Raw genomic sequence first — 21130 nt, forward strand, 5'->3', positions numbered from 1 at the left:
CCCCGCCCCTGTTACCACTCCGCAAAGACCAGCAAGGGGAGCACGATGACCACCACCACCCAGCGCCGTTCGGCCTTTGGCCTGCTGCTCCACGTGCTGAGCGAGCACCTGACCAAGGCGATCATGGCCGGGATGGTGCTGGGGATCTTCGTGGGCTGGCTGGTCAACCAGGGCCAGCTGGCCGGGGTGATGAGCACCGAACACTGGACCCGGTCGTTCCAGATGCTGTCCACGATCTTCCTCAACCTGATCAAGATGCTGGTCGCGCCGCTGGTGCTGGCGACGATCGTTTCGGGCCTCGCACATATGAGCGACAGCGCGGCGGTGGGCCGGATCGGGTTCCGCGCGATCGTGTGGTTCATCCTCGCCAGCTTCATTTCGATCAGCCTGGGGCTGGTCATGGTCAACCTGTTCCAGCCCGGCGTGGGCGTGGATCTGACCGCCAAGGCGGCGAGCATCGGCGAGGTCAGGAAGCTCGACCTGTTCGAATTCATCGAACACGTGTTCCCCAAGAACATCATCGCGGCGATGGGCGAAAACAACGTGCTGCAGATTCTGGTCTTTGCCCTGTTCGCCGGAATCGGCCTCACCGCCATCGGTGAAAAGGGCAAGCCGCTGGTGCGCGGGGCCGAGGCGCTGGGCGACCTGATGCTGCAGGTAACCGGCTATGTCATGCGCTTTGCCCCCTTCGCGGTGTTCGGCGCCCTGGCCAAGGTCGTGGCGGAAAACGGTCTGGGGATCCTGGGCACTTACGCGCAGCTGCTGGGCGAATTCTATCTCAGTCTGGGCCTGCTCTGGGCACTGTTGTTGGGGGTCGGGTTCCTGTTCCTGGGCCGCCGCGCGCTGATGCTGGTGCGCTATGTCCGCGAACCGGTGATGATCGCCTTTTCCACGGCGAGCAGCGAAGCGGCCATGCCCAAACTGTTCGAACAGCTTGACCGGTTCGGGGTGCCGCGCCGCATTTCCGGGCTGATGATCCCGCTGGGCTATTCGTTCAACCTTGACGGGTCGATGATGTACGCCAGCTTTGCGACGATCTTCATCGCGCAGGCCTATGGCATCCATCTGGACATGACCACGCAGGTGCTGATCTTGCTGACCCTGATGATCAGTTCCAAGGGCATCGCCGCCGTGCCCCGCGCCAGTCTGGTGGTGATCGCGGCGACGCTGGCGATGTTCAACCTGCCGGTGGAGGGAATCGCGCTGGTGCTCGCGATCGACCAGTTCCTCGACATGGGCCGCACCGCCACCAACGTGCTGGGCAATTCGGTTGCGACGGCGGTGATTACCAAGTGGGAAGGCATGCTCCAGCCCCCGTTCGACCCCGATGCACCCGAACCCGCCGCGCCCAGCGAAACGCCGGAGCATGGCAAGAAAGGGCTGCATCTGGAGGGTGGGGCGTAGAAGGGGTTCACGCAGAGGCGCAGAGGAAGAAAAAGAGGCGCGGAGGAGTCGCGCCATCCGCGAAGCGGCTTCCCATTTGCCACGTTGCGTCAATCGCAAGGTCAATGAGAAGCGCGGCTTCGCCGCAGGCACAACCTCTCTGCGCCTCCCTTTCTTCCTCTGCGCCTCTGCGCGAACCCCCTACTTCCTCGGCCCCTCACTCTTCGGCTTGAAGGCGCACATGTCCGCCACCCCGCAGCGCCAGCATTCCGGCCGCCGCGCCTTGCAGACATAGCGGCCGTGCAGGATCAGCCAGTGGTGCGCGCCGACGCGGAACGGTTGGGGGACTTTCTTTTCCAGCGCCTTTTCCACCGCCAGCACGGTCTTGCCTTTGGCCATGCCGGTGCGGTTGCCGACACGGAAGATATGGGTATCGACCGCAAAGGTTTCCGCCCCGAAGGCACAGTTCATCACCACATTGGCAGTCTTGCGCCCGACGCCGGGCAGCGTGGTCAGCACATCGCGGTCCGCCGGAACCTCACCTGCGAAATCACGCACCAGAATTTCGCTGAGCGCGATCACATTCTTCGCCTTGGCGTTGAACAGCCCGATCGTCTTGATATGCGCTTTCAGCCCCTCTTCACCCAGCGCCACCATCTGTGCCGGGGTCTGCACATCCCGAAACAGCGCCCGCGTCGCCTTGTTCACCCCCACGTCGGTCGCCTGCGCCGACAACACCACCGCGACCAGCAACTGATAGGTATTGCCAAACAGCAGCTCGGTTTCGGGCGAGGGATTGTCTTCGGCCAGACGGCGGAAAAACTCGAAAATCGCCTCGCGTTTCATGCCTCGCCGCCCTTCCGCCTGCGCTCCATGGCATCGCTAAAAGCGGCAGCCATGATCCCAGTGGGCATTGCGACAAGCCCGATTCCGGCCAAAGCCACCAACGAAGCCAGGAATTTTCCCAGGGGCGTAACGGGTGAGACATCTCCGTAGCCAACGGTAGTCAACGTAATGATCGACCACCAAAGCGCTCTTGGAATACTTCCGAACTTGTCAGGCTGAATGTCGCCTTCAACGACATAAAGCGCCGTAGCGCCGAACAAGAGCAAGAAGCCTGCCAGCGCCAGCGTTACAAACAATTCAAACCGCCGAGCAACGACCGCCTTGGCCAAATCCTGAAACGCCAGAGTGAAGCGGCTCAGCCGGGCCAGCATGACAAGGCGGAACAGTCGGCCAAGCCGCAGGATAGCATAGTCAGCAGCCAAGAGCGGCGTAAGTGTCGCCAGAAGAACAATTAAATCGAGAATTCCGATTGGCGAGAAGACAAATTGAATTCGCTTCCTCAGGTCACTTTCGTCACCTGCGGTTTCTGATGCGGTCCATAGCCGTGCACCATATTCGATCGAAAAAATGATCCCGAAAAGAGGCTCGATGATTTGAAAGAACTGCGGGTAACGGTGAAAAATTTCAGGCTCGGTTGCCAGCACTGCTGTGGTGACTGCGAAAACAATGAGCATCACCAATGCCCAATTGAACACCGACAGCCGACCATCGCCCCTTGGATCCCCGTCAAGTTGCCGGTGAAGCCAAGAACGGACGCGTTTCAACGCAGCCACCGGGTCATCGCGGGGAATGGATCGCGGCCCCATTCGGCGGCGCGGTGGGGTTCGGCGCTCATCCCCCAGGCGGAAAGCAGGGGCACGCCGGGGCCCATCGGACCGCTGAAGGCACTGATCATTTCCGCCGAGCCGCCCTTATAGCCATCGGGGTGGAACACCACCTCGAGCGGCAGGCCGCAATGGGTGGCGGCGGCAACCGACCAGGCCATAGCCGCCATTTCCTCGCCCGGATCAGCCTCTACCGCGCTGGTCCCGCTGCGCCGCTCGGCCTCGATCACCGCCAGGTGCCCGGCTTCGTGCAGCAGATCGCCCGGATAGGCGGCGCGCGCCGGATCGATCCGCACGGCGCCCTGATGCACATCGATCCCGGGCAGGAACATGTCGCCCGACACCGGCTCAATCCGCACGGCGATCCCGATGTCCTGCAGGAAGGCGCAAATCGTCTGCGCGGCCTGCACTCCGCCCGGCTCAAGCCACTGGCAGCCCGCCACGTCCGCCGCGCTGATCACAGATCGAGCACCTGCGGCATGGTATAGCGCCCCGGCGCCTTGCCGATCAACCACTGCGCCGCGCGGACCGCGCCCTTGGCAAAGATCCGGCGGTTTTCGGCGAGGTGCGAGAAGCTGAGACGTTCATCATCGCCCAGGAAGTGGACGGTGTGATCCCCTGCCACGCTGCCGCCGCGCAGTGCCGCAAAGCCGATTCCGCCGCGCGCCCGCGCGCCGGTGATCCCGTCGCGCCCGCGTTCGCTGACCGCGCCCAGATCTGCCTGCCGTCCCTCTGCCGCCGCCTGGCCCAGCAGCAGCGCGGTGCCGCTGGGGGCATCGACTTTCATCCGGTGGTGGGTCTCGCTGATCTCGATATCCCAGTCCTCACCCAGCCGCGCCGCCGCTTCACGCACCAGATGGGCGAGCAGGGTGACGCCAAGCGAAGTGTTGCCGGTCTGCAGCAGGGCAATCTGTTCCGCCGCTGCATCGCACAGCCAGTGGTGGCGTTCTTCCAGCCCGGTGGTGCCGACCACGATCGGCACCCCAGCCGCCATGGCCGTATCAAGGTTGCCTTCCAGTGCGTGCGGGCTGGAAAAATCGACCAGCACGTCAGACCCGGCAGCGAGCGCGGCCAGATCATCGCCTTTGTCGACCCCGCCCGCGTGAACTTCACCCGCAGCGGCAATGGCGTCGATCAGTGCCTGCCCCATGCGTCCCGCGCTGCCGATGATGCCGATGCGTGCCAAACCAACCTCCAGCAAAGGCGCGTCATGCTGAACTTGTTTCAGCATCCATCGTGCCCCAGATACGGCGGTCTATGGGGAGAAATGGACCCTGAAACAAGTTCAGGGTGACGTGGAGGGAAACTGGAGTGCGCGAAATCCGCAACATCGTGATCCTGACCGGCGCGGGGATTTCCGCCGAAAGCGGAATCGATACCTTCCGCAGCGCGGGCGGCCTGTGGGAACAGCATCGGGTAGAGGACGTCGCCACGCCCGAAGGCTTTGCCCGCGATCCCGATCTGGTGCTGCGATTTTACGACATGCGGCGCGCGGCGATCCAGACCAAGGCGCCCAATGCCGCGCATCTGGCCTTGGCCGAACTCGACGCGAATTGGCCGGGCGAACTGCTGATCGTGACGCAGAATGTCGATGACCTGCACGAGCGCGGCGGCGCGCGGCGGGTGCTGCACATGCACGGCGAACATCTCAATGCCTGGTGCACCTGTTGCGATGCCCGCCACCGCTGGACCGGGCCGCTGATCGATCGCCCGCCCTGCCCCAAGTGCGAGGCGCGCGCGCTGCGCCCCGACGTCGTCTGGTTTGGCGAAATGCCCTACCACATGGACCGCATCTATCGCGCGCTGCGCGGGGCGGACCTGTTCGTGTCCATCGGCACTTCGGGCGCGGTCTATCCGGCGGCGGGACTGGTGCAGAACGCGCGCGAGCTGGGCGCGCAAACGCTGGAATTGAACCTTGAACCGTCGCAGGGATCGCGCCTGTTCCACGAATCGCGGCTTGGCCCGGCGAGCGCGGTCGTGCCGCAATGGGTGGCGGAGGTATTAGCCGGCTGAACAGCCCCGGCATTCCGGATCCTTGACGATCCGCATCGTGCGCAGGCTGGGGACCAGTCCTTCGAGCAGGTGCAGCTTGCCCCACTGCGGATCGCCCAGCGCGGCCTTGCCATCCAGCACCACGCGAATCGCGGCCATGGCGGCGAAAGTGCCAACCATGCCAACCAGCGCCCCCAGCACGCCGTCCGCCGCGCAGGTATCGCAGTCCTCTGCATCGAAGGCATCGCCGACAAAGCAGCGATAACAGCTGTGCCCTGGCAGGTGCCCGGCAAAGTTCGCGACCTGGCCCTGAAAGCGCCCGACCGCCGCCGTGGTTAAAGGCACGCCAAGCTGCACGCAGGTATCGGATACGAGGAGGCGAGTCGCGAAATTGTCACAACCGTCGAGTACCACGGTCGCACCCTCGAGGACCTGCGCGGCGTCAACCTCCCCCCCCAAACGCCCGGCGACCGCGCAGGCTTCGAGGCCCGGATCGAACCGCTCCACCCACTGCGCCGCAACCTCTGCCTTGGACCGGCCAATGTCGGCGGGGGTGTAGATCGTCTGGCGCTGCAGATTGCTGAGTTCGACCACGTCGCTGTCGATCAGGGTCAGTCGCCCGATCCCCGCCCCGGCGAGGTACTGCAAGGCGGGCGAACCGATCCCGCCGCAGCCCACCAGCACCACATGCGCCTGGGCCAGCGCAACTTGCCCGGCCCCGCCAATTTCGGGCAGGACGATGTGGCGGGCAAAACGGTTGAGGCGATCCGGCGGCAGAGTCATCGCCCTTGCCCTTACGCACAATCGCCCGGACTGGCGAGGGTGAGAATGGGTCGGCCGTTTTAGGGTCAGGACCGTCGACCATTTTAGGGTGCGAACCCTAGTGACAGAATCGCAAATCGCCGCCACACTGCCGCCAAACGACAAACGGGCGGAGGATGTGTGAACGATCTGGCGGGTAGAATTGCGCTGGTAACCGGGGCCTCGCGCGGGCTGGGCGAAGCTGCGGCACGGGCGCTGGCCAAGGCGGGGGCGACCGTGGCCGTGACTGACCTTGCCGCACCCGAAGCGCTGGCCGCCGAACTGGGCGGAATCGCCCGCGCGCAGGACGTGACGAGTGAGGCCGATTGGGCCGCGACCATGGACTGGCTGCGCGCCGAAGCTGGTGGGCTCGACATCCTGGTCAACAACGCCGGGCTGTGGCTGTTCAAGCCGATCACCGAAACGACGCTGGATGACTGGCGGCGGCTGCATGCGGTCAATGTCGAAGGGGTGTTCATGGGCACCCGCGCGGCGATCCCCTTGCTGGCAGAGCGCGCGGCGAAGTGGCCGGGCGGGGCGGCGATCGTCAACCTGTCCTCGGTCGCCGGGCTGCGCGGGGCGGCGGGCGCGAGTTGTTACAATTCGACCAAGGGTGCGGTGCGGCTGTTCACCAAAGGTGCCGCGCTGGAACTGGCCCCGGCGCGGATCCGGGTCAATTCGGTCCACCCCGGGGTGATCGAAACCGACATGGCCCGCCAGCTGATCGATGATTTCGCGGGTGCCGGCGGGGTTGGCGGCAACGAGAGCCGCGATGCGGTTGCCGCGATGCACCCGCTGGGCCACATGGGCGTGCCGGGCAACATCGCCGACGCCATCGTTTTCCTCGCCTCGGACCGCGCTGCTTTCATGACCGGCAGCGAAGTGGTCGTCGATGGCGGCATGACCGCCAGATAGGATTCCTGACCATGACCGATACGACGAAGCTCTATGCTGAACTGAACCGCGCGCGCGCGGAACTGACCGGCCCCGGCGGGCAATTCGAAATCGTCGAGCAGGAAGTGCTGGGCCACCAGCTGCGCTGCTTCAAGAACGCCCCGCCCAGCGTGCGCGAATTCTGGCTCTCCACCGCCATGTTCGGGGAGCGCGACTACATCGTCTATGAAGGCGAACGGCTGACCTATGCTGAGGCGCACCGCCAGGCGGGGGCGCTGGCCGCGTGGCTGTTCGAACAGGGCGTGGCCCCGGGTGACCGCGTGGCAATCGCGATGCGTAATTACCCCGAATGGCTCACCGCCTATTGGGCCTGCGTCAGCTGCGGGATCGCGGTGGTCGGCATGAACGCCTGGTGGACCGGCGAGGAAATGGAATATGCGCTGAAGGATTCGGCGCCCAAGGCGATGATCTGTGACAAGGAACGGCTCGCCGCCTACCGCGCGGTGCAGGACCCGGCAGTGCCGATTCTGCTGGTCGGCGTGCGCCTGCCTGACTATGCGGCCGATGTGACCCCCTGGGCCGATGTCGTCGCGGGCGCCGGCACCATGCCGCAGGTCACGGTCGATCCCGATATGGACGCCTGCATCTTCTACACATCAGGCACGACCGGCTTTCCCAAGGGCGCGCAGCTGACCCATCGGGGCTGCATTGCCAACCTGATGAACATGCTGTTTTCCGGGGCCAGCTCTGCGCTGGCGATGGAGCGGGCCAAGGGTGAGCTGCCCCCCGAAGTGCCGCCGGTGCCGGTGGTGCTGCTGACCACCCCGCTGTTCCACGTCACCGCCAACAATTGCGGCGCCTACCTGACCAGCGCGGCCGGCGGGACGATCGTGCTGATGTACCGCTGGGATGCGGGCGCGGCGCTGAAACTGATCGCGGCGGAGAAGATCAGTTCGATGAGCGGGGTCCCGGTGATGAGCCGCGAGCTGATCAACCACCCGGACTTTGCGACGACCGACACTTCCACCCTTACCGGCCTGTCCGGCGGCGGGGCGCAGGTTCCGCCCGATCTGGTGCTCAAGATCGACGAAAAGGTTGCCACCGCGCGGCCAACCACCGGTTACGGCATGACTGAAACCTGCGGGATCATCACCAGCGTCAGCGGCGATTTCTTCGTCGCCCGGCCCGATACCGCCGGCCCCTATATGCCCAGCTTCGACGCCCGCGTGGTCGATGATGACGGCAACGATGTGCCGCCGGGCACAGTGGGTGAGCTGTGGGTCAAGGGCAGCCCGGTGATCAAGGGCTATATCAACCGTCCCGATGCCACCGCGCAGACCATCACCGATGGCTGGCTGCATACCGGCGACGTCGCCCGGATCGACTCGGACAAATTCGTCTATATCGTCGACCGCAAGAAGGATCTGGTGATCCGCGGCGGTGAAAACGTCAGCTGCACCGAAGTTGAAGCCTGCGTCTATCGCCATCCCGCGGTTGCCGAATGCTGCGTGTTCGGCGTGCCGGACGAGCGGCTGGGCGAGGAAATCGGCGTGGCCGTGGTGGTCAAGCCGGGCAGTACCTGCGACGAGACCGAGCTGCAAAAGCACTGCCTGGAACACATGAGCAAGCACAAGGTGCCGCGCTATGTCTGGTTCGAAGGTGAGGCCCTGCCCCGCAACGCCAGCGGCAAATTCCTGCGCCGCGAACTGCGCGACCGGCTGAGCGCGGGGGTGGCGGGTTAGAGAGCAACTCGAATTTTCTGAACCGTCATGATCCTCCCCCAACGGGGGAGGGGGACCATCCGCAGGATGGTGGAAGGNTAGCGCGCAGCTGCTCGAGCCTGATGACATAAGATTGACCCGCCCTGACGGAGCCGATTTTGGTTCGTGGCGAGGCGCGAGGAGTGAGCGATGCCGTAGCATCGTGATCGACGAGCAACGCTGTTCACGGAGCAAAATCGGCCCGCCCCGCAGGGGTTGGACGACAAGACCCCGTGGACAGCGTTGCGGCTCTTGCAGGGGCAACCAGCCCCTGCTGCGCGCCGCGCCTTGCCACGGGGTCTTGCCGTCCAATCAGGGCGGATCAATCTTATGTCATCAGGCTCTATCGCGGCTTTCCTTGCACAGCCCCTCTCCGTCTCGCTGCGCGAGCCACCTCCCCCACAGGGGGAGGATCCTTAAATTGATAATCCACTCTAACCCTTCTTGCCTTTGGCTTTCGGCTTCGGCTTGCCGCCAGCCTTGATCGGTGGCGGCGGGTTGCGCAAGGTCACGAAGCTGGCGCTATCCTCGATCACCCCGGGCAGCGTATCCAGCCGCGTGCCCATCGCCGCGTCGAGCTGTTCGAGCCGTTTGACCGGTTCGGGGTGGGTCTTGGCATCCAGCGCATAGGCGCGGTCGCCGGTCCCGGCGCTGAGAGTTTGCAGCACGCCGGCCAGGCCGAACGGTGAAAAGCCCGAACGCCCGGCGATCACCACGCCCATCCGGTCAGCCTCGTACTCGTCCTCTTCGCTCAGGCCCTTGGTGTACATCTCCTTGCCTGCTTTCATCAGCGCAGAGCGGAACTGGCCCGGAATCACGCCGGTGTTCACCGGGTGGAAATAGCTGTTCATGTCGCCCAGCGCCTGCTCGCGCAGCGGGCGCTGCAACGCGGTGATGTGGTGGCGGCGGGTGACGTGGGCGATCTCGTGCGCCAGCACCCCGGCCAGCTCGGCTTCGCTGCGCATCCGCTCGATCAGCCCGCGCGTGACCAGCACATAGCCGCCGGGCATCGAAAAGGCATTGAAATCGCCGTTGTCGATCACCCCGAACTTCCACGGCAGGTCAGGCCGTTCGCTGTGCAGCGCGAGCCAGCGGCCCAGCCGGTTGACGTGGTCCTGTTCGGCCTGATCCTCCACCAGCGGCGCTGCCCCCAGGATCATGCCCGCAAGGTCCCCGCCCAGCTGCACTTCCTCCTGCTCACCGATCTTGCGAAAACTGTCCCCGACCTTGCCCAGCGCCTTGGCCTTGTTGAGCAGGCCGTTGAATTCGCCCATGCCGGGCAGCTGCGCCTGTGCCGGAACGCCGAGCGCGAGCGCGATCAGGGCGATCAGGGCACCCCTCATTTCACTTTGCCCTTCTTGAGGTAATCAACCTTGTTCTCGGCCAGCTTGTCAGCTGCGGCCATGGTCCGGGCCTGGTCCGGGCTGGCACCCAGCGCATTGAGCTTGTCGAGCTGTTCGGGATCGAAGCTGGCCTGGCGGATGTTCTCTTCATCCAGCCCTTTGACCCCGGTGGTCACGGTCTGGCGGCTGCTGCCGGTCTGCAACCTGTTCTTGCGGCCGGCCAGCCCGGCGGGTTCAAGCGGGCTCTTCGCTCCGCCTTGCAGTGCCAGCCTGGGGCCGCCGCGCGGGACCGGGACCGGGCCAGCCCCGGCAACCAGCCGCAGGTTGAGCGCGCGAATCCAGCCGGTCTTGCCGCCATCGGCCGTGACCTGGACCCAGCCGCCCTGGCGCTTGAGCACGGTGACACCCTGGTTCGCGGTCAAGGGCCCGGCCTTGGCGGCATCGATGAAGGGCTGGGCCATCAGGTCCCCGGCGCGAACGACCTGCGCGCGCTCTGCCATGGCCGGTGCCAGGGGCAAGGCTATGGCCAGCAGCACAGGCAGGGCCAGACGCAAGCGGCGCATCGCGCTCAATTCCCCTCGGTTGTGGCTGGATCGTTCCGCGCCAGCGGTTCAAACAGCCGGACCTCGTTCTGCCGCCCTCTTACCGCAAACAGCCCGTGATCGCGCCACAAAAATGCATCGCCCGCTGCCAGCCGTGTTGCTTCGGTCACCAGCACCGGGGCGACGCCCTTGGTCAGCCCTTCAACCCGGCTGGCAAGGTTCACCGTATCGCCGATCACCGTGTAGTCGAGCCGGTCGGCCGAACCGATGAAACCCGCCACCGCGCGGCCCGTATGCAGCCCCAGCCCGATTTCCAGCCCGGCGCCCAGCACGCCCATCTCCCCGCGCAGATCATGCAGCGCCTGCGCCATGGCCAAGGCCGCGCCGACGGCATGGGCCGCGCTGTCAGGATCGGCCACCGGCGCGCCCCAGAAGGCCATGATCGCATCGCCGATGAACTTGTCGAGCGTACCGCCATGGGCGAACACCACATCGGTCTGGCGCGAGAAGTAGGCGTTGAGCATGGCCACCACTTCTTCGGGGCTGGCCTGCTCAGACAAGGCAGTGAAGCCGCGAATGTCGGAAAACAGCACGGTCACTTCCGCGCTGCGCGCCTCGCGCCGGTAATCGAGATCGCCGCGTTCGATCAGATCGTTGACCACGCGCGGATCGAGGAAGCGCTTGAACATGCCCGAAGTGCGCAGCCGCACCCGCCGTTCATCGAGATAGGCGATGGCGCTGGCCGCCAGGTAACAGGTCCAGCCCCAGGCCAGCGCCCCCAGCACCGGCACGAAAGTGCCCCGCGTTAGCAAAAGCCACATCGCGCCGATTGCCAGCACCGTGATCCCGGCCATGGCATAGCCCAGCCGGTTGGCGCTGACCCCGCGGGCCAGCCCCAGGCCGACCAGCGCAATCAGCGCCAGCGCCAGCGGCGCCAGCCGGGCGCGCGGCACTTCGCGCAGCCAGTCCCCCCGATCAAGATTGTCGAGCGCCGTGGCGAGGATTTCCACCCCGGGATAGGTACTGCCAAGCGGCGTCAGCCGCAGGTCCATCAGTCCCGGCGCGGCGGTGCCGATCACCACGATCTTGTCCTTGAATTCGTCCGGCGGGCGCAGCCGATGTTCGCGCAGCGCATCGAGATAGAGATCGGCATAGGACACATGCTGCCAGCCGCTGCGCCAGTTGAGCAGCACGTCGGGGCCGGCCGGCAAGGGGCGGTGCAGATCGGTCATGATCCGCGCGGCAAGCGAAGGGAACCGCCACCCCGCCCGGTCCATCGCCAGCCGGTGGTGCCGCCCCACATTGTCGCTATCGGGGGTAAAGTTGATCAGTCCGCCGCGCAGTGCCTCGGGCCGGGACAGCAGCGCCAGCGGCATCATCAGCGGCACCCGCGCATCGCGCGGCGGATTGGTCAGCGCGGTGCGCGGCACAGCGGGCGGCATATCGCTGACCAAAGCGCCCGCGCCATCGGCGTTGAGCGTCATCGCCAGCCAGGCATTGGGATTGCGCGCCACGCTGTCGGCAAAGGCGGCGTCGCTGTCAGGCCGATAGACGTCGGACTCGTTGAACAGAATATCGAACGCCACCGCGCGCGGGCGCTGGGCGGCGATTCCATCGAGTAATTCGCCATGGACCGAGCGCGGCCATGGCCACGATCCGGCGAGATCGTTCATCGCTTCAAGCGAGCGCTGATCGATATCGATCACCACTACCCGGTCCGATACGGGCCGCTGCGCCGCATTGGCCCGCAGCAGCAGATCGCCGCCGCGTTGATCGACGATCCGCGACAGGCCCAGCCAGCCATAGTCAAGCAGCACCAGCGCGGCGAACAGCGCCGCCAGCACGCCCCACCGCCCCCACTTGCGCCACACCAACCAGTTCTGGATTGAGCCTAGGGTCATGTCCGGAGTGTGGCCGAGCAGGAAGGGTTAGGCAACCGGGGCGCGCGGGCCGGATGGGCCAGGAAAAGCCGGATGGCTTTTCCATGCCGCCGGAGCGGTGGCAAAAAAGCGGGCGGGCAGATCGCTCTGCCCGCCCGTCAGGGAGGAAGGGATTAGGGTCAGGACCTATTAACCGCGCCTTCGAGGCGGCAGGGATTTGGCCAGAATGGCCCAACGCTTCGTCAGAAAGTCTTGAAATATCGACATATTCCTGCGCCTTCCTTCCTAGCCCTGAGCCATTCTGACTCAAACCTCGAAGGCGCGGTTAATAGGTCCTGACCCTAGCGCCCCGATCAGAAGTTGATCATTGCTTCGAACCCGAAAGTGCGCGGCGGGTTGAAGTTGGCGTAGGAACCCAGCACGCCGTCATTGGCGTTCGAACGGCGGTAGTAATGGGTTTCGTCAAACAGGTTGCGCACCCAGGCTGACAGGGTCAGCTTCTGACGGTCCCCCAGCCCGATGTCGGCCAAGGCCAGACGGCCGTTGACGATAAAGTTCGGTTCCACCGGCACATCTTCGTTCTGGAACGAATAGGCGCTGCTCGAATAGTTGCCATCGATGTGGAACTTGATCTTCGCATCGCCGCCACCGAAGGGGATCTCGTAATCGAGGTAACCCGAAGCGGCATTGCGCGGGGTGAACACCACAAACACCTTGGTGTAAACCGGCTTGGCCGCCGTGCTGAGGAACGGGTTCAGCGTGTCCGGCACATTGGTATAGGTATAGGCGTAAGACGCGCCCATGGTCAGGTTTTCAGTCGGCTTGACCGTCAGTTCGGCTTCGAACCCGCGGATCTTCGACTTGCCAGGGGCATTCGCGGTTTCCTCGGTGTGGAGATTGAAGGTCGGGCTGGTCGGAACGGTATCGACGTTGTCAAAGTCGATCTGGGTGCCGGTGCGGTTCATCAGGTAAGCCGCCAGGTTAAGCCGCACGCGGCGATCCAGCAGGTCCAGCTTGGCCCCGCCTTCCCAGGCCTTGACCGCTTCCGGTCCGAACGGCGCAAAGGTCTGCGAACGGCTGTTGGCGCCGCCAGCGCGGTAGCCGGTCGAATATTTGGCATAGAGGTTGACCCCGTCCGCCGCATCGAGCGACAGCGTGATCATCGGATCGAACCGGCCCTTGTCGAAAATGAACGGGAAGTTTGAAACCTTGCCCTGCACGCGGGTCAGCACGCCGTCGCGCTTGTCCTTGGTATAGCGCCCGCCAGCCAGAATATGGATCTGCTCGGTTGGCGACCAGGTTACCTGAGCGAAGGCAGCATAACTCTTGGCGACGGCCTGGCTGTCGCGCTGGCGCACCCAGTTGTTCATGTTCCAGGTCTGTGCATCGTTGATGGTATAGGCGGTGCCGGTCGTGTTCCACTTGTTGGTGCTGGGCGTGGCGGCGAATTCGCGGACGTGTTCGTTGAAATAATACAGCCCGAACACATAATCGAACTGCCCGGCGCTGCCGACAGCCTGCAATTCCTGGCTGAACTGGTCCTGGGTCAGGTACGACAGCGAATAGCGGCTGAAGTTGGCATTGGGGGCATAGATCGTGCGGTGCGCGCCGCCCGAGTTATCCCACTGTTCGGTTTCAACCGAGCGCCAGGCGGTGATCGAACGCAGTTCCAGCGCGGGCGACAGTTTGTACTTCAGCGTCGCGCCAAACCCCTTGGTACGGTCCACGCTGAGCTGTTGCGGCACGCCGATTTCAGCAACGGTCTGGCGACCGGCATTGACCTGAACCAGCGACGACAGCGGGGCGATGCAAGTGCTGCAAACCACCGAAGTGCCCGCCGGACTGCCGGGGGCAACCAGCCGCAGCGTCACCGGATCATACTGGCCAACCACTTTGCCCAGCGGGTTGTAGTTGATCAGCTGGCTGTAATTCGGGGTATTCTCGTCCTTGGCCTTGTCATAGGTCAGCACGGCGGAGAACCCGTCAATCGGGGTCCACTTGGCCGAAACGCGGCCACCCACGGTGTTGTGGTAATTCCAGCCATACTGCCCCGACAGCGGGTTTTTGACCGTCGCGTCCTGATGCTGCATCACCCCGTCGACCTTGAACGCGATGTTCGCGATCTTGGGCAGGTCAACGTGGGCTTCGGTCGAGTAGCTGCCATAATTGCCCGCACCGCCAACCAGTCGTCCGCCAAACTCGCCGCTCGGTTCCTTGGTGACGATGCTGACCGCGCCGCCTTCGGTATTGCGGCCAAACAGGGTGCCTTGCGGCCCGCGCAGCACTTCGATCCGCTGGGCATCGAACATCGCGGTGTTGAGGCCCTGCTGGCGGCCAAGGTACACGCCGTCAATGTAAACCCCCACGCCCTGATCGCGCGCGGTCTGGTTGGCATCGAACGGCACAATTCCGCGAATGCCGACGGTCAGCGCAGAGTGACGTGCTTCAAAAGTGGCAACCCGCAGGCTGGGCACCGCGCCGTCGGCCAGATCGATCAGGCTCTGCACGTGGCGGTTCTTGATCGCTTCGGGGGCCATCACCGAAATCGCGATCGGAGTGCGTTGCAGGTTGGTTTCGCGCTTGGTGGCGGTGACGATGATTTCGGTCAGGCCCGAATGATCGGTGGCTTGCGGATCTTCTGCGGGAGCCGGCGCGGCTTCGTCCGCCGCGCCATCAACGGTCACGCCGGTGTCGGTCACGGTCACGGCGGCGAAAGCGGGGCCGGCCAGGCCCAGGCTCAGGGCCAGGGCCAGTGCGGAACGAGAGGCGTGCGAGCAGGCAGTCATGCGGTTCATGGGGTGAAATTCCCTGGGTCAGCGTTTTCTTGTTCGAGTCGCCAGCCCGGTATCGAATCGCCCCCGGCCAGCCTCAGCGCCGCCTCTAAGCCTGTCATGTGTCGCTTCGGCGTAGGTTGCATGACAGCAATATGACCACTTGCTGTCACGCGGGTGGCCGGGGAGGAAGATTGTGATCGATGCGTCGCTTTGGCCAAGAGTTCACGCAGAGGCGCAGAGGCAGAAAGGGAGGNGGGGTTCACGCAGAGGCGCAGAGGCAGAAAGGGAGGCGCGGAGGGGCGGTGCTGCGCCGCAGGCTCATTTGCGCAACTGCGTCGGGTAGTTCCGCAAAGTCAGCACGAACAAGCGGCTGCGCCGCAAGCGCTACTCCTCTGCGCCTCCCTTTCTGCCTCTGCGCCTCTGCGTGAACCCCGATCCAAAGCGACGGTGCGAAAGCAGCGCCAGCCGCTAGTTCAGATGCGCCGAGGCGAGCATCGCCAGCCATTGGGCGCGCGCATCGTCGGCCAGTGCGCCTTTTTCGTGGACCGCGAGCAGGAACAGCGAGCGTTTGCCCGCAACCACGCGGTACAGGCTGCGCCGGACCGGTTCGGCGGGGCAAATGGCCGTGGCGTGGCGTTCGAACGTGATCGAAGCGTCATCCTGCGCCAGCACATCGACTCGCCCGGCGCAGCGCGCATCGGCTGCGCGGGTCAGCTCGGTCATCCAGTCGGCAGCGCTGCGCATGCCTTTGGCCGGAGTGCGGGCAATGATTTCCAGCAGTTCGGTCCAGTCCGCGGCCGAAGTGCCCTGCACTGCGATCCGGTCAACAATATAGCGCGGATTGCCGGCCTGATAATCGATCCGCGAGGTATCACCGCTGTCGAGCACGGCCTTGAGCCGGGGCTGCAGCCGGTGATCGAAAGTCAGTCGCTCAGCATGGGCCGGGACGGACAGAGTCAACAAGGCCAGTCCCAGCAATGCGCGCACTTTCATTTCTGGACCTCTGGTTGTTCCGCAAAGGAAAATAGGCCCAAACGCGCCGCGTTGCATCCGTTTTACTGTGACAGAATTATGACAACTGCGCGGTGAATTATTGGCGTCATCAAACCGTCACGCAGGCAGCGCAGATTGTGCGGACCGTCCAACCGCGCCCCAACTCTGTGCTCAAGACCCTATGTCGATGACCCTGCTGCTCACTTCGCCCGATCCCAAGCTGCTGCGCGACCTCGCGCGGGTGCGGCCCGATCTGCGCGCGATGCCGCTGGGCAGCCAGGTGCCGGGTGAGCGGTTTGACGGGAAAGTGTGGTGCTTTGTCGACTGGCTGCTGCCCGAGATTTCCGGGCTGGAAATGGTCCGCCGCCTGCGCGAAGCCCGCACCACCAGTCACAGCCATATCACCATGGTGCTGGAAGAAGCCGATCCCGATGACAAGCGCCGCGCGCTGCGGGCCGGGGCGGACGATTACATGATCGGGCCGCTCAGCCCGGCGCGGCTGGTCGAACGGATCGACCGGGTCGATCAGGGCGAAGCGGTGCGCGCGGCTGCCCAGCGCCTGACCCACGGTGAACTGGTGCTCGATCTGACCGCGCATCAGGCGCGCTTTCGCGGGTTTCCCGTGCCGCTGCGCCCCAATGAATTCCGGCTGCTGGCCTTTTTCATCGAACATCCCGATCAGGTGTTCAGCCGCGCCGCGCTGATCGAGCGGATTGGCAAGGACAGCGGCGTGATCGACGATCGCACCGTCGACGTCTGGATCGGCCGCCTCCGCCGCGCGCTCGCCGCTCACGGTGTGCCGGAAGTGCTCCGCACGGTGCGCTCGCTGGGCTACGTGCTGGATTCGGTCTAAACGGCCCGACCGATAGCAGCCGCCAGCCAGATTGCCATTTTCCTACAGGGTTCGAACCTGTTATGTTCTCATCGGCTCTTTGAAACGTGAGGAACAGGAACCCCGGCATTTTCGTTCTGCCAATGAACGCGCCGCGGATGGGTTTCATCAACTAAACCCCCGCCACTCACGCAAATGCGCGAGTCGCGGCAGGGGCTTGGTTGCTGGCTGGTGCCTGATGTCCCTGCGAAGGGCCTCCACACGCCTCGGAACCAGCCCGAAGCGCGGGTTAAAGCCCCCGCTCTGCCTCAGCTTTCCAGCTGGCGGAGCAGGCTGCGGACGTCACCGTCCATGTCGGCATCGCGGGTCCGCAGGTCCTCGATCAGGCGAACCGCGTGGATCACGGTCGAGTGATCGCGCCCGCCGAACTTGCGGCCGATTTCGGGGTAGGAGCGCGGGGTCAGCACCTTGGCGAGGTACATCGCCACCTGGCGCGGACGCACTACTGCACGGGCGCGGCGTTTGCTCGCCATTTCGGTGCGGTCAACCCGGTAGAACTGGCAGACGGTGCGCTGGATCTCGTCAATCGTGATCCGGCGGCGGTTGGCCGAAAGGATATCGGTCAGCTGTTCCTCGGCCAGTTGCAGTGACACGGCCTGGCCGGTCAGCTGGGCATAGGCGATCAGCTTGTTGAGCCCGCCGACCAGTTCACGCACGTTGCGGTTGATGGTGCGGGCAAGGAATTCGACCACATCCGCCGGAACGTGTGTGGGCGAAAAGCGGGCGAGGCGGTGTTCGAGGATCGCGCGGCGCAGCTCGATATCGGCGGGCTGCATATCGGCCACCAGGCCCATGCTGAGCCGGCTGAGCAGGCGCTGCTCCACCCCGTCAAGCGCCTGGGGCGCACGGTCGGCAGCAAAGACCAGCCGCTTGCCTTCGGCCAGCAGTGCGTCGATCGTGTAGAGCAGTTCTTCCTGCGCCGAAGCCTTGCCGATGATGAACTGGATATCGTCAACCAGCAGCAGATCGAAGCCCCGCAGGCGCGCCTTGAACTCGATCGTCTGGTTTTGCCGCAGCGCCTGGACGAATTCGACCATGAAGCGTTCAGCCGAACAATAGAAAATCCGCGCCCGCGGGTGGCTCGCCAGATAGGCGTGGCCGATCGCGTGGAGCAAGTGGGTCTTGCCCTGCCCGGTCGCCGCCTTGAGATAGAGCGGGGCGAACTGCGGGGTCTCGGTCGCCGCCATGCGCTGGGCGGCGTTGCTGGCCAGCACATTGGCCGCGCCGGTGACGAAGCTCTGGAAGGTCAGCGAGGGATCGAGCCCGATCGAGGTCTGGCCCAGGGTGCCAAGCTCTGCCGCGCCAAGGCCGAGCGCATCGCCGGGCTGCGAACCCATGCCATTGTCACCCGACCCGCGCCGCCCGCGCTCTTCCCCGCCCAGCCGCAGGCCCGGCATGGCGCGGCGTCCCGGCAAGACCGAGATCCGCACATGCCGCACATCCGGCCGCGCGATCTTCCAGGCCAGCGAAAGCCGGTCGGCAAAGCGATCAGACACCCAGTTGGCGGAAAATTCGGTTGGCAGATAGAGATCGAGCGTGCCCGTCTCCTTGCAGAAGCTGCCCAGCTGGACCGGCTTGATCCACTGGCTGTGAAGCTGCTGGCCGAGGTCCTTGCGGAGCCCCTGGCTGATATCGGCCCAGTCAGCCGCGAGATCGAGCGCTTCTTGTTCTTCCATCATGCGCTCGCGCTCAGTCCTGTTGTCGGCAGGCGCATTTCCGCGCAGCCCGCCCGTACCCGTCCCAGTCACCCGGTACGCCCCCAAAATAAATACCACACCCACCTATGCCGGGGCATTGCGGCCCGGGCACAGAACCAACCGACCCCCGAAAAGCGGTTGGACGACACTTCGAATTTGTTCAGTGATGCCCGGGCAGAAAGCGCCACGGGCAATTCCGGTTTTATGGACCAGTGGCGGCAGAGGGCAAGGTCCGAGGCGTAAATAAACTGAAATAATTGGCCTTGACACTGGGTTCGCAGGGAGAATCCCATGGCTATGGCTAACAACCTGTTAGGTATGGATTTTTTTCGCGCGCGCTGTGCGAATCGCCGGATTCCATCACCTTAGTGCAACGCAGCATTTACGCCGCAGTGCGCAACAGAAAAGGCCGGCGGAGAACCCACCGGCCTTGTTCGGATTTCGTTCCACGGCGGGGGCCGTTCTGGCCCGCCGATTCGCGAATCAGAGCGCGGCGACGCGCTTGGTAAGACGCGACAGCTTGCGCGACGCAGTGTTCTTGTGGAGCACACCGCGGGCCACGCCGCGTGCCAGTTCGGGCTGGGCAGCCTTGAGGGCGTCAGCGGCCGCAGCCTTGTCCCCACCGGCCAGCGCGCTTTCCACCTTCTTGACGAAAGTGCGGATGCGACCGAGACGGTTGCCGTTGATTTCGGCGCGACGTTCGTTGCGGCGGATGCGCTTCTTGGCTTGCGGCGTATTGGCCATTTTCGTCCTTCGTTCGGCTGACTTGATGCAGCCCTGTCAGTTGAATCTCGTGCAAAAACGGGAGAATCGACCGGAGCCGTCCCCGCAGGAAGCGCGGCCCTTAGCGAGCGGTTCCCGAATCGTCAAGCGATCCCGCTATTTCTGGCACTTCGCACAATGCCAGGTGCTGCGCCCGCCTTGGGCAAAGCGCTGGATCGGCGCGGCACAGGCGGTGCAGGGCTGGCCGGTGCGATCATAGACGTCGAACTGTTTGGAAAAGTAGCCCAGCTGCCCATCGGGCTGGGCATAGTCCCGCAAAGTCGATCCACCCGCCGCAATCGCCTCGGCAATCACCGTCTTGATCGCGGGAACCAGTCGCCCCAGCGCGGGGTAGGAAACGCGGCCTGCCGCCTTGCGCGGATCGATCCGCGCGCGAAACAGCGCCTCGCAGACGTAGATGTTGCCTAGCCCGGCAACGATCCGCTGATCGAGCAGCATCAGCTTGATCGCCGCACTGCGCCCGGCCAGCGCGGACTTGAGATGGTCTGCGGTCAGTGTATCGCCCAGCGGTTCCGGGCCCATCGCTGCGAATTGCGGCCATGCTTCCAGCGCCGCGCTGTCCAGCAGATCGACCGAACCGAACCGGCGCGGATCGCACAACGACAGGCGGTGCCCGGCCCCGGTTTCAAGCACCAGATGATCGTGCGGCCCCAATTCCTCAGGTTCGATTCGCCAGCGCCCCGACATGCCAAGGTGGAACACCATGGTCTGCGCGCGATTCGTATGGATCAGTCCGTATTTGGCCCGCCGCCCCAGTCCGATAACCGTGGCCCCGGTCAGTTGCTGCACCAGCCCGTCCGGGAACGGCCGCCGCAAATCGGCACGGCGTTGTTCAACCCGCACCACTTGCGCGCCTTCCAGATAACGCGCCAGACCGCGCACGGTGGTTTCGACTTCGGGAAGCTCCGGCATGGAGGGGAGGTAGGGTGCGAAGCATCGCTTGTCCATCGGCCGCAATAAAGAGCTGTCCCCTCTCCGGGAGGGGCACAATCAATCAAAGTTTCGAATTGCAACCAATCGTCGGCGTGGCTAGACCCGGCGCCGCACAACCAACCGTCCCCGGGAGAATCATCCATGTCCGCCTCACCCTATCAATCCAGCGTGCCCGCGTTCATCGCCATGCTGACCAACATCAAGAACTGGCTGGACAAAGCCGCCGCGCAAAAGAGCGAGGGCGAGTTGATCGAAGCGCGGCTGGCGCCGGACATGTTTCCGCTCGCCCGCCAGATCCAGATCGCATCGGACGCGGCCAAAGGCGCTGCGGCACGGCTGACCGGGGTCGATGCCCCCGCCATGCCAGATACCGAAACCACCTTTGCCGAGCTTCGTGTCCGCTGCGACAAGACCATCGCCTTTCTGCAGAGCGCCGATGCGGCTGCCTATGACGCGGGCCTGGCCAAGGAAGTGGTGATCACGTTCCCCAACGGCGCGGGCATCCGGTTTGACGGTCACACCTTTCTGACCGGCTTCGCGCTGCCCAACTTCTATTTCCACGCCAGCATGGCTTACGCGATTTTGCGCGCGAACGGCGTTGACCTCGGCAAGCAGGATTTCCTCGCCCACCTTGCCCCGTTCATGTTCCCGCCGCCCGCCGCCGAGTAGGTTTGTCGGGTGCGCTGATCGCCTCCGCGATCAGCTTGGCCGGCCCGGCCAGGAAAAGCCGGATGGCTTTTCCGCACCGCCGTCAGGCGGAAAGAAGTGGCACCCAGCCGCGCGCTTCGCTAAG

Annotated in this window: 19 protein-coding genes; 6 read left to right on the forward strand and 13 right to left on the reverse strand. The window is 64.6% G+C overall.

Going from position 1 to position 21130, the window contains the following annotated elements; all coding sequences use genetic code 11:
* Positions 1-96 precede the first annotated feature (96 nt).
* The gene (locus MNBBLIKP_RS15635; protein ID WP_088311302.1) at positions 97-1404 is read left to right on the forward strand and encodes a dicarboxylate/amino acid:cation symporter; all 1308 of its coding nucleotides are present in this window, start codon (positions 97-99) and stop codon (positions 1402-1404) included.
* A 180-nt stretch (positions 1405-1584) separates the two neighbouring features.
* Here the strand turns inward: MNBBLIKP_RS15635 and nth are convergent, their stop codons facing one another.
* The 4 genes from nth to dapB form a co-directional block, all read right to left on the reverse strand.
* On the reverse strand, positions 1585-2229 hold the full coding sequence (gene nth / locus MNBBLIKP_RS15640) for an endonuclease III (protein WP_088311203.1): 645 nt from the start codon (positions 2227-2229) through the stop codon (positions 1585-1587).
* The gene (locus MNBBLIKP_RS15645; protein WP_176399803.1) at positions 2226-2924 is read right to left on the reverse strand and encodes an ion transporter; all 699 of its coding nucleotides are present in this window, start codon (positions 2922-2924) and stop codon (positions 2226-2228) included. The genes nth and MNBBLIKP_RS15645 overlap by 4 nt, the downstream gene beginning before the upstream one ends.
* A gap of 65 nt (positions 2925-2989) precedes the next feature.
* Positions 2990-3514: a hypothetical protein gene (locus MNBBLIKP_RS15650; RefSeq protein WP_088311205.1), complete on the reverse strand. Its 525-nt coding sequence runs from the start codon at positions 3512-3514 to the stop codon at positions 2990-2992.
* On the reverse strand, positions 3511-4239 hold the full coding sequence (dapB, locus tag MNBBLIKP_RS15655; protein WP_088311303.1) for a 4-hydroxy-tetrahydrodipicolinate reductase: 729 nt from the start codon (positions 4237-4239) through the stop codon (positions 3511-3513). Before dapB ends, MNBBLIKP_RS15650 begins: the two co-directional genes overlap by 4 nt.
* A gap of 125 nt (positions 4240-4364) precedes the next feature.
* Here dapB and MNBBLIKP_RS15660 point away from each other — a divergent pair, with 125 nt between their 5' ends.
* Positions 4365-5066, forward strand: coding sequence for an NAD-dependent deacylase (locus MNBBLIKP_RS15660; protein ID WP_088311206.1), 702 nt, complete (start codon positions 4365-4367; stop codon positions 5064-5066).
* Here the strand turns inward: MNBBLIKP_RS15660 and MNBBLIKP_RS15665 are convergent.
* The gene (locus tag MNBBLIKP_RS15665; RefSeq protein ID WP_176399804.1) at positions 5055-5828 is read right to left on the reverse strand and encodes a HesA/MoeB/ThiF family protein; all 774 of its coding nucleotides are present in this window, start codon (positions 5826-5828) and stop codon (positions 5055-5057) included. The genes MNBBLIKP_RS15660 and MNBBLIKP_RS15665 overlap by 12 nt on opposite strands.
* Before the next feature lie 159 nt (positions 5829-5987).
* On the opposite strand from MNBBLIKP_RS15665, the gene MNBBLIKP_RS15670 reads away from it, so the two are divergent.
* Together MNBBLIKP_RS15670 and MNBBLIKP_RS15675 are read left to right on the forward strand one after the other, a co-directional pair.
* Entirely contained in the window at positions 5988-6761 is a 774-nt protein-coding gene (locus MNBBLIKP_RS15670; protein WP_088311207.1) for an SDR family NAD(P)-dependent oxidoreductase, read from the forward strand.
* An 11-nt stretch (positions 6762-6772) separates the two neighbouring features.
* Positions 6773-8482: a class I adenylate-forming enzyme family protein gene (locus MNBBLIKP_RS15675; protein WP_088311208.1), complete on the forward strand. Its 1710-nt coding sequence runs from the start codon at positions 6773-6775 to the stop codon at positions 8480-8482.
* A 452-nt stretch (positions 8483-8934) separates the two neighbouring features.
* Here MNBBLIKP_RS15675 and MNBBLIKP_RS15680 read toward each other — a convergent pair whose 3' ends face one another.
* From MNBBLIKP_RS15680 to MNBBLIKP_RS15700, 5 genes are all read right to left on the reverse strand, one after another.
* Entirely contained in the window at positions 8935-9843 is a 909-nt protein-coding gene (locus MNBBLIKP_RS15680; protein WP_088311209.1) for a M48 family metalloprotease, read from the reverse strand.
* The gene (locus tag MNBBLIKP_RS15685; RefSeq protein ID WP_088311210.1) at positions 9840-10406 is read right to left on the reverse strand and encodes an SH3 domain-containing protein; all 567 of its coding nucleotides are present in this window, start codon (positions 10404-10406) and stop codon (positions 9840-9842) included. Before MNBBLIKP_RS15685 ends, MNBBLIKP_RS15680 begins: the two co-directional genes overlap by 4 nt.
* 5 nt (positions 10407-10411) lie before the next feature.
* The gene (locus MNBBLIKP_RS15690; RefSeq protein ID WP_088311211.1) at positions 10412-12286 is read right to left on the reverse strand and encodes a CHASE2 domain-containing protein; all 1875 of its coding nucleotides are present in this window, start codon (positions 12284-12286) and stop codon (positions 10412-10414) included.
* Between the two features lie 332 nt (positions 12287-12618).
* Positions 12619-15051 (reverse strand): TonB-dependent receptor, encoded by a 2433-nt coding sequence (locus tag MNBBLIKP_RS15695; RefSeq protein ID WP_088311305.1) that lies wholly within the window; start codon positions 15049-15051, stop codon positions 12619-12621.
* A gap of 456 nt (positions 15052-15507) precedes the next feature.
* Positions 15508-16032, reverse strand: a complete 525-nt coding sequence (locus MNBBLIKP_RS15700) for a hypothetical protein (protein WP_088311212.1) — start codon at positions 16030-16032, stop codon at positions 15508-15510.
* 187 nt (positions 16033-16219) lie between these two features.
* Between MNBBLIKP_RS15700 and MNBBLIKP_RS15705 the strand changes: the two genes are divergently transcribed.
* Entirely contained in the window at positions 16220-16885 is a 666-nt protein-coding gene (locus tag MNBBLIKP_RS15705) for a response regulator transcription factor (protein ID WP_176399805.1), read from the forward strand.
* 287 nt (positions 16886-17172) lie between these two features.
* Here the strand turns inward: MNBBLIKP_RS15705 and dnaA are convergent, their stop codons facing one another.
* The 3 genes from dnaA to mutM form a co-directional block, all read right to left on the reverse strand.
* On the reverse strand, positions 17173-18603 hold the full coding sequence (gene dnaA, locus MNBBLIKP_RS15710; RefSeq protein ID WP_176399806.1) for a chromosomal replication initiator protein DnaA: 1431 nt from the start codon (positions 18601-18603) through the stop codon (positions 17173-17175).
* A 501-nt stretch (positions 18604-19104) separates the two neighbouring features.
* Positions 19105-19365, reverse strand: coding sequence for a 30S ribosomal protein S20 (gene rpsT / locus MNBBLIKP_RS15715; RefSeq protein ID WP_088311214.1), 261 nt, complete (start codon positions 19363-19365; stop codon positions 19105-19107).
* A 135-nt stretch (positions 19366-19500) separates the two neighbouring features.
* Positions 19501-20316, reverse strand: a complete 816-nt coding sequence (mutM, locus tag MNBBLIKP_RS15720; RefSeq protein WP_088311215.1) for a bifunctional DNA-formamidopyrimidine glycosylase/DNA-(apurinic or apyrimidinic site) lyase — start codon at positions 20314-20316, stop codon at positions 19501-19503.
* A gap of 162 nt (positions 20317-20478) precedes the next feature.
* Here mutM and MNBBLIKP_RS15725 point away from each other — a divergent pair, with 162 nt between their 5' ends.
* Positions 20479-21006 carry a DUF1993 domain-containing protein gene (locus tag MNBBLIKP_RS15725; protein WP_088311216.1) on the forward strand — a complete coding sequence of 176 codons (528 nt, stop codon included), beginning with the start codon at positions 20479-20481 and terminating at the stop codon, positions 21004-21006.
* The last annotated feature ends 124 nt before the right edge of the window (positions 21007-21130 follow it).

Origin of the sequence: Novosphingobium sp. B 225, assembly GCF_002198665.1 — a bacterium.
Taxonomy (GTDB): domain Bacteria; phylum Pseudomonadota; class Alphaproteobacteria; order Sphingomonadales; family Sphingomonadaceae; genus Novosphingobium.

Bases quoted from the DNA above. Each gene is read 5' to 3' on its own strand.
- nth (WP_088311203.1), bottom strand. From the start codon at position 2,229: ATGAAACGCGAGGCGATTTTCGAGTTTTTCCGCCGTCTGGCCGAAGAC.
- MNBBLIKP_RS15665 (WP_176399804.1), bottom strand. From the start codon at position 5,828: ATGACTCTGCCGCCGGATCGCCTCAACCGTTTTGCCCGCCACATCGTC.
- MNBBLIKP_RS15675 (WP_088311208.1), top strand. From the start codon at position 6,773: ATGACCGATACGACGAAGCTCTATGCTGAACTGAACCGCGCGCGCGCG.
- MNBBLIKP_RS15680 (WP_088311209.1), bottom strand. From the start codon at position 9,843: ATGAGGGGTGCCCTGATCGCCCTGATCGCGCTCGCGCTCGGCGTTCCG.
- MNBBLIKP_RS15685 (WP_088311210.1), bottom strand. From the start codon at position 10,406: ATGCGCCGCTTGCGTCTGGCCCTGCCTGTGCTGCTGGCCATAGCCTTG.
- MNBBLIKP_RS15690 (WP_088311211.1), bottom strand. From the start codon at position 12,286: ATGACCCTAGGCTCAATCCAGAACTGGTTGGTGTGGCGCAAGTGGGGG.
- MNBBLIKP_RS15695 (WP_088311305.1), bottom strand. From the start codon at position 15,051: ATGACTGCCTGCTCGCACGCCTCTCGTTCCGCACTGGCCCTGGCCCTG.
- MNBBLIKP_RS15700 (WP_088311212.1), bottom strand. From the start codon at position 16,032: ATGAAAGTGCGCGCATTGCTGGGACTGGCCTTGTTGACTCTGTCCGTC.
- MNBBLIKP_RS15705 (WP_176399805.1), top strand. From the start codon at position 16,220: ATGACCCTGCTGCTCACTTCGCCCGATCCCAAGCTGCTGCGCGACCTC.
- dnaA (WP_176399806.1), bottom strand. From the start codon at position 18,603: ATGATGGAAGAACAAGAAGCGCTCGATCTCGCGGCTGACTGGGCCGAT.
- rpsT (WP_088311214.1), bottom strand. From the start codon at position 19,365: ATGGCCAATACGCCGCAAGCCAAGAAGCGCATCCGCCGCAACGAACGT.
- mutM (WP_088311215.1), bottom strand. From the start codon at position 20,316: ATGCCGGAGCTTCCCGAAGTCGAAACCACCGTGCGCGGTCTGGCGCGT.
- MNBBLIKP_RS15725 (WP_088311216.1), top strand. From the start codon at position 20,479: ATGTCCGCCTCACCCTATCAATCCAGCGTGCCCGCGTTCATCGCCATG.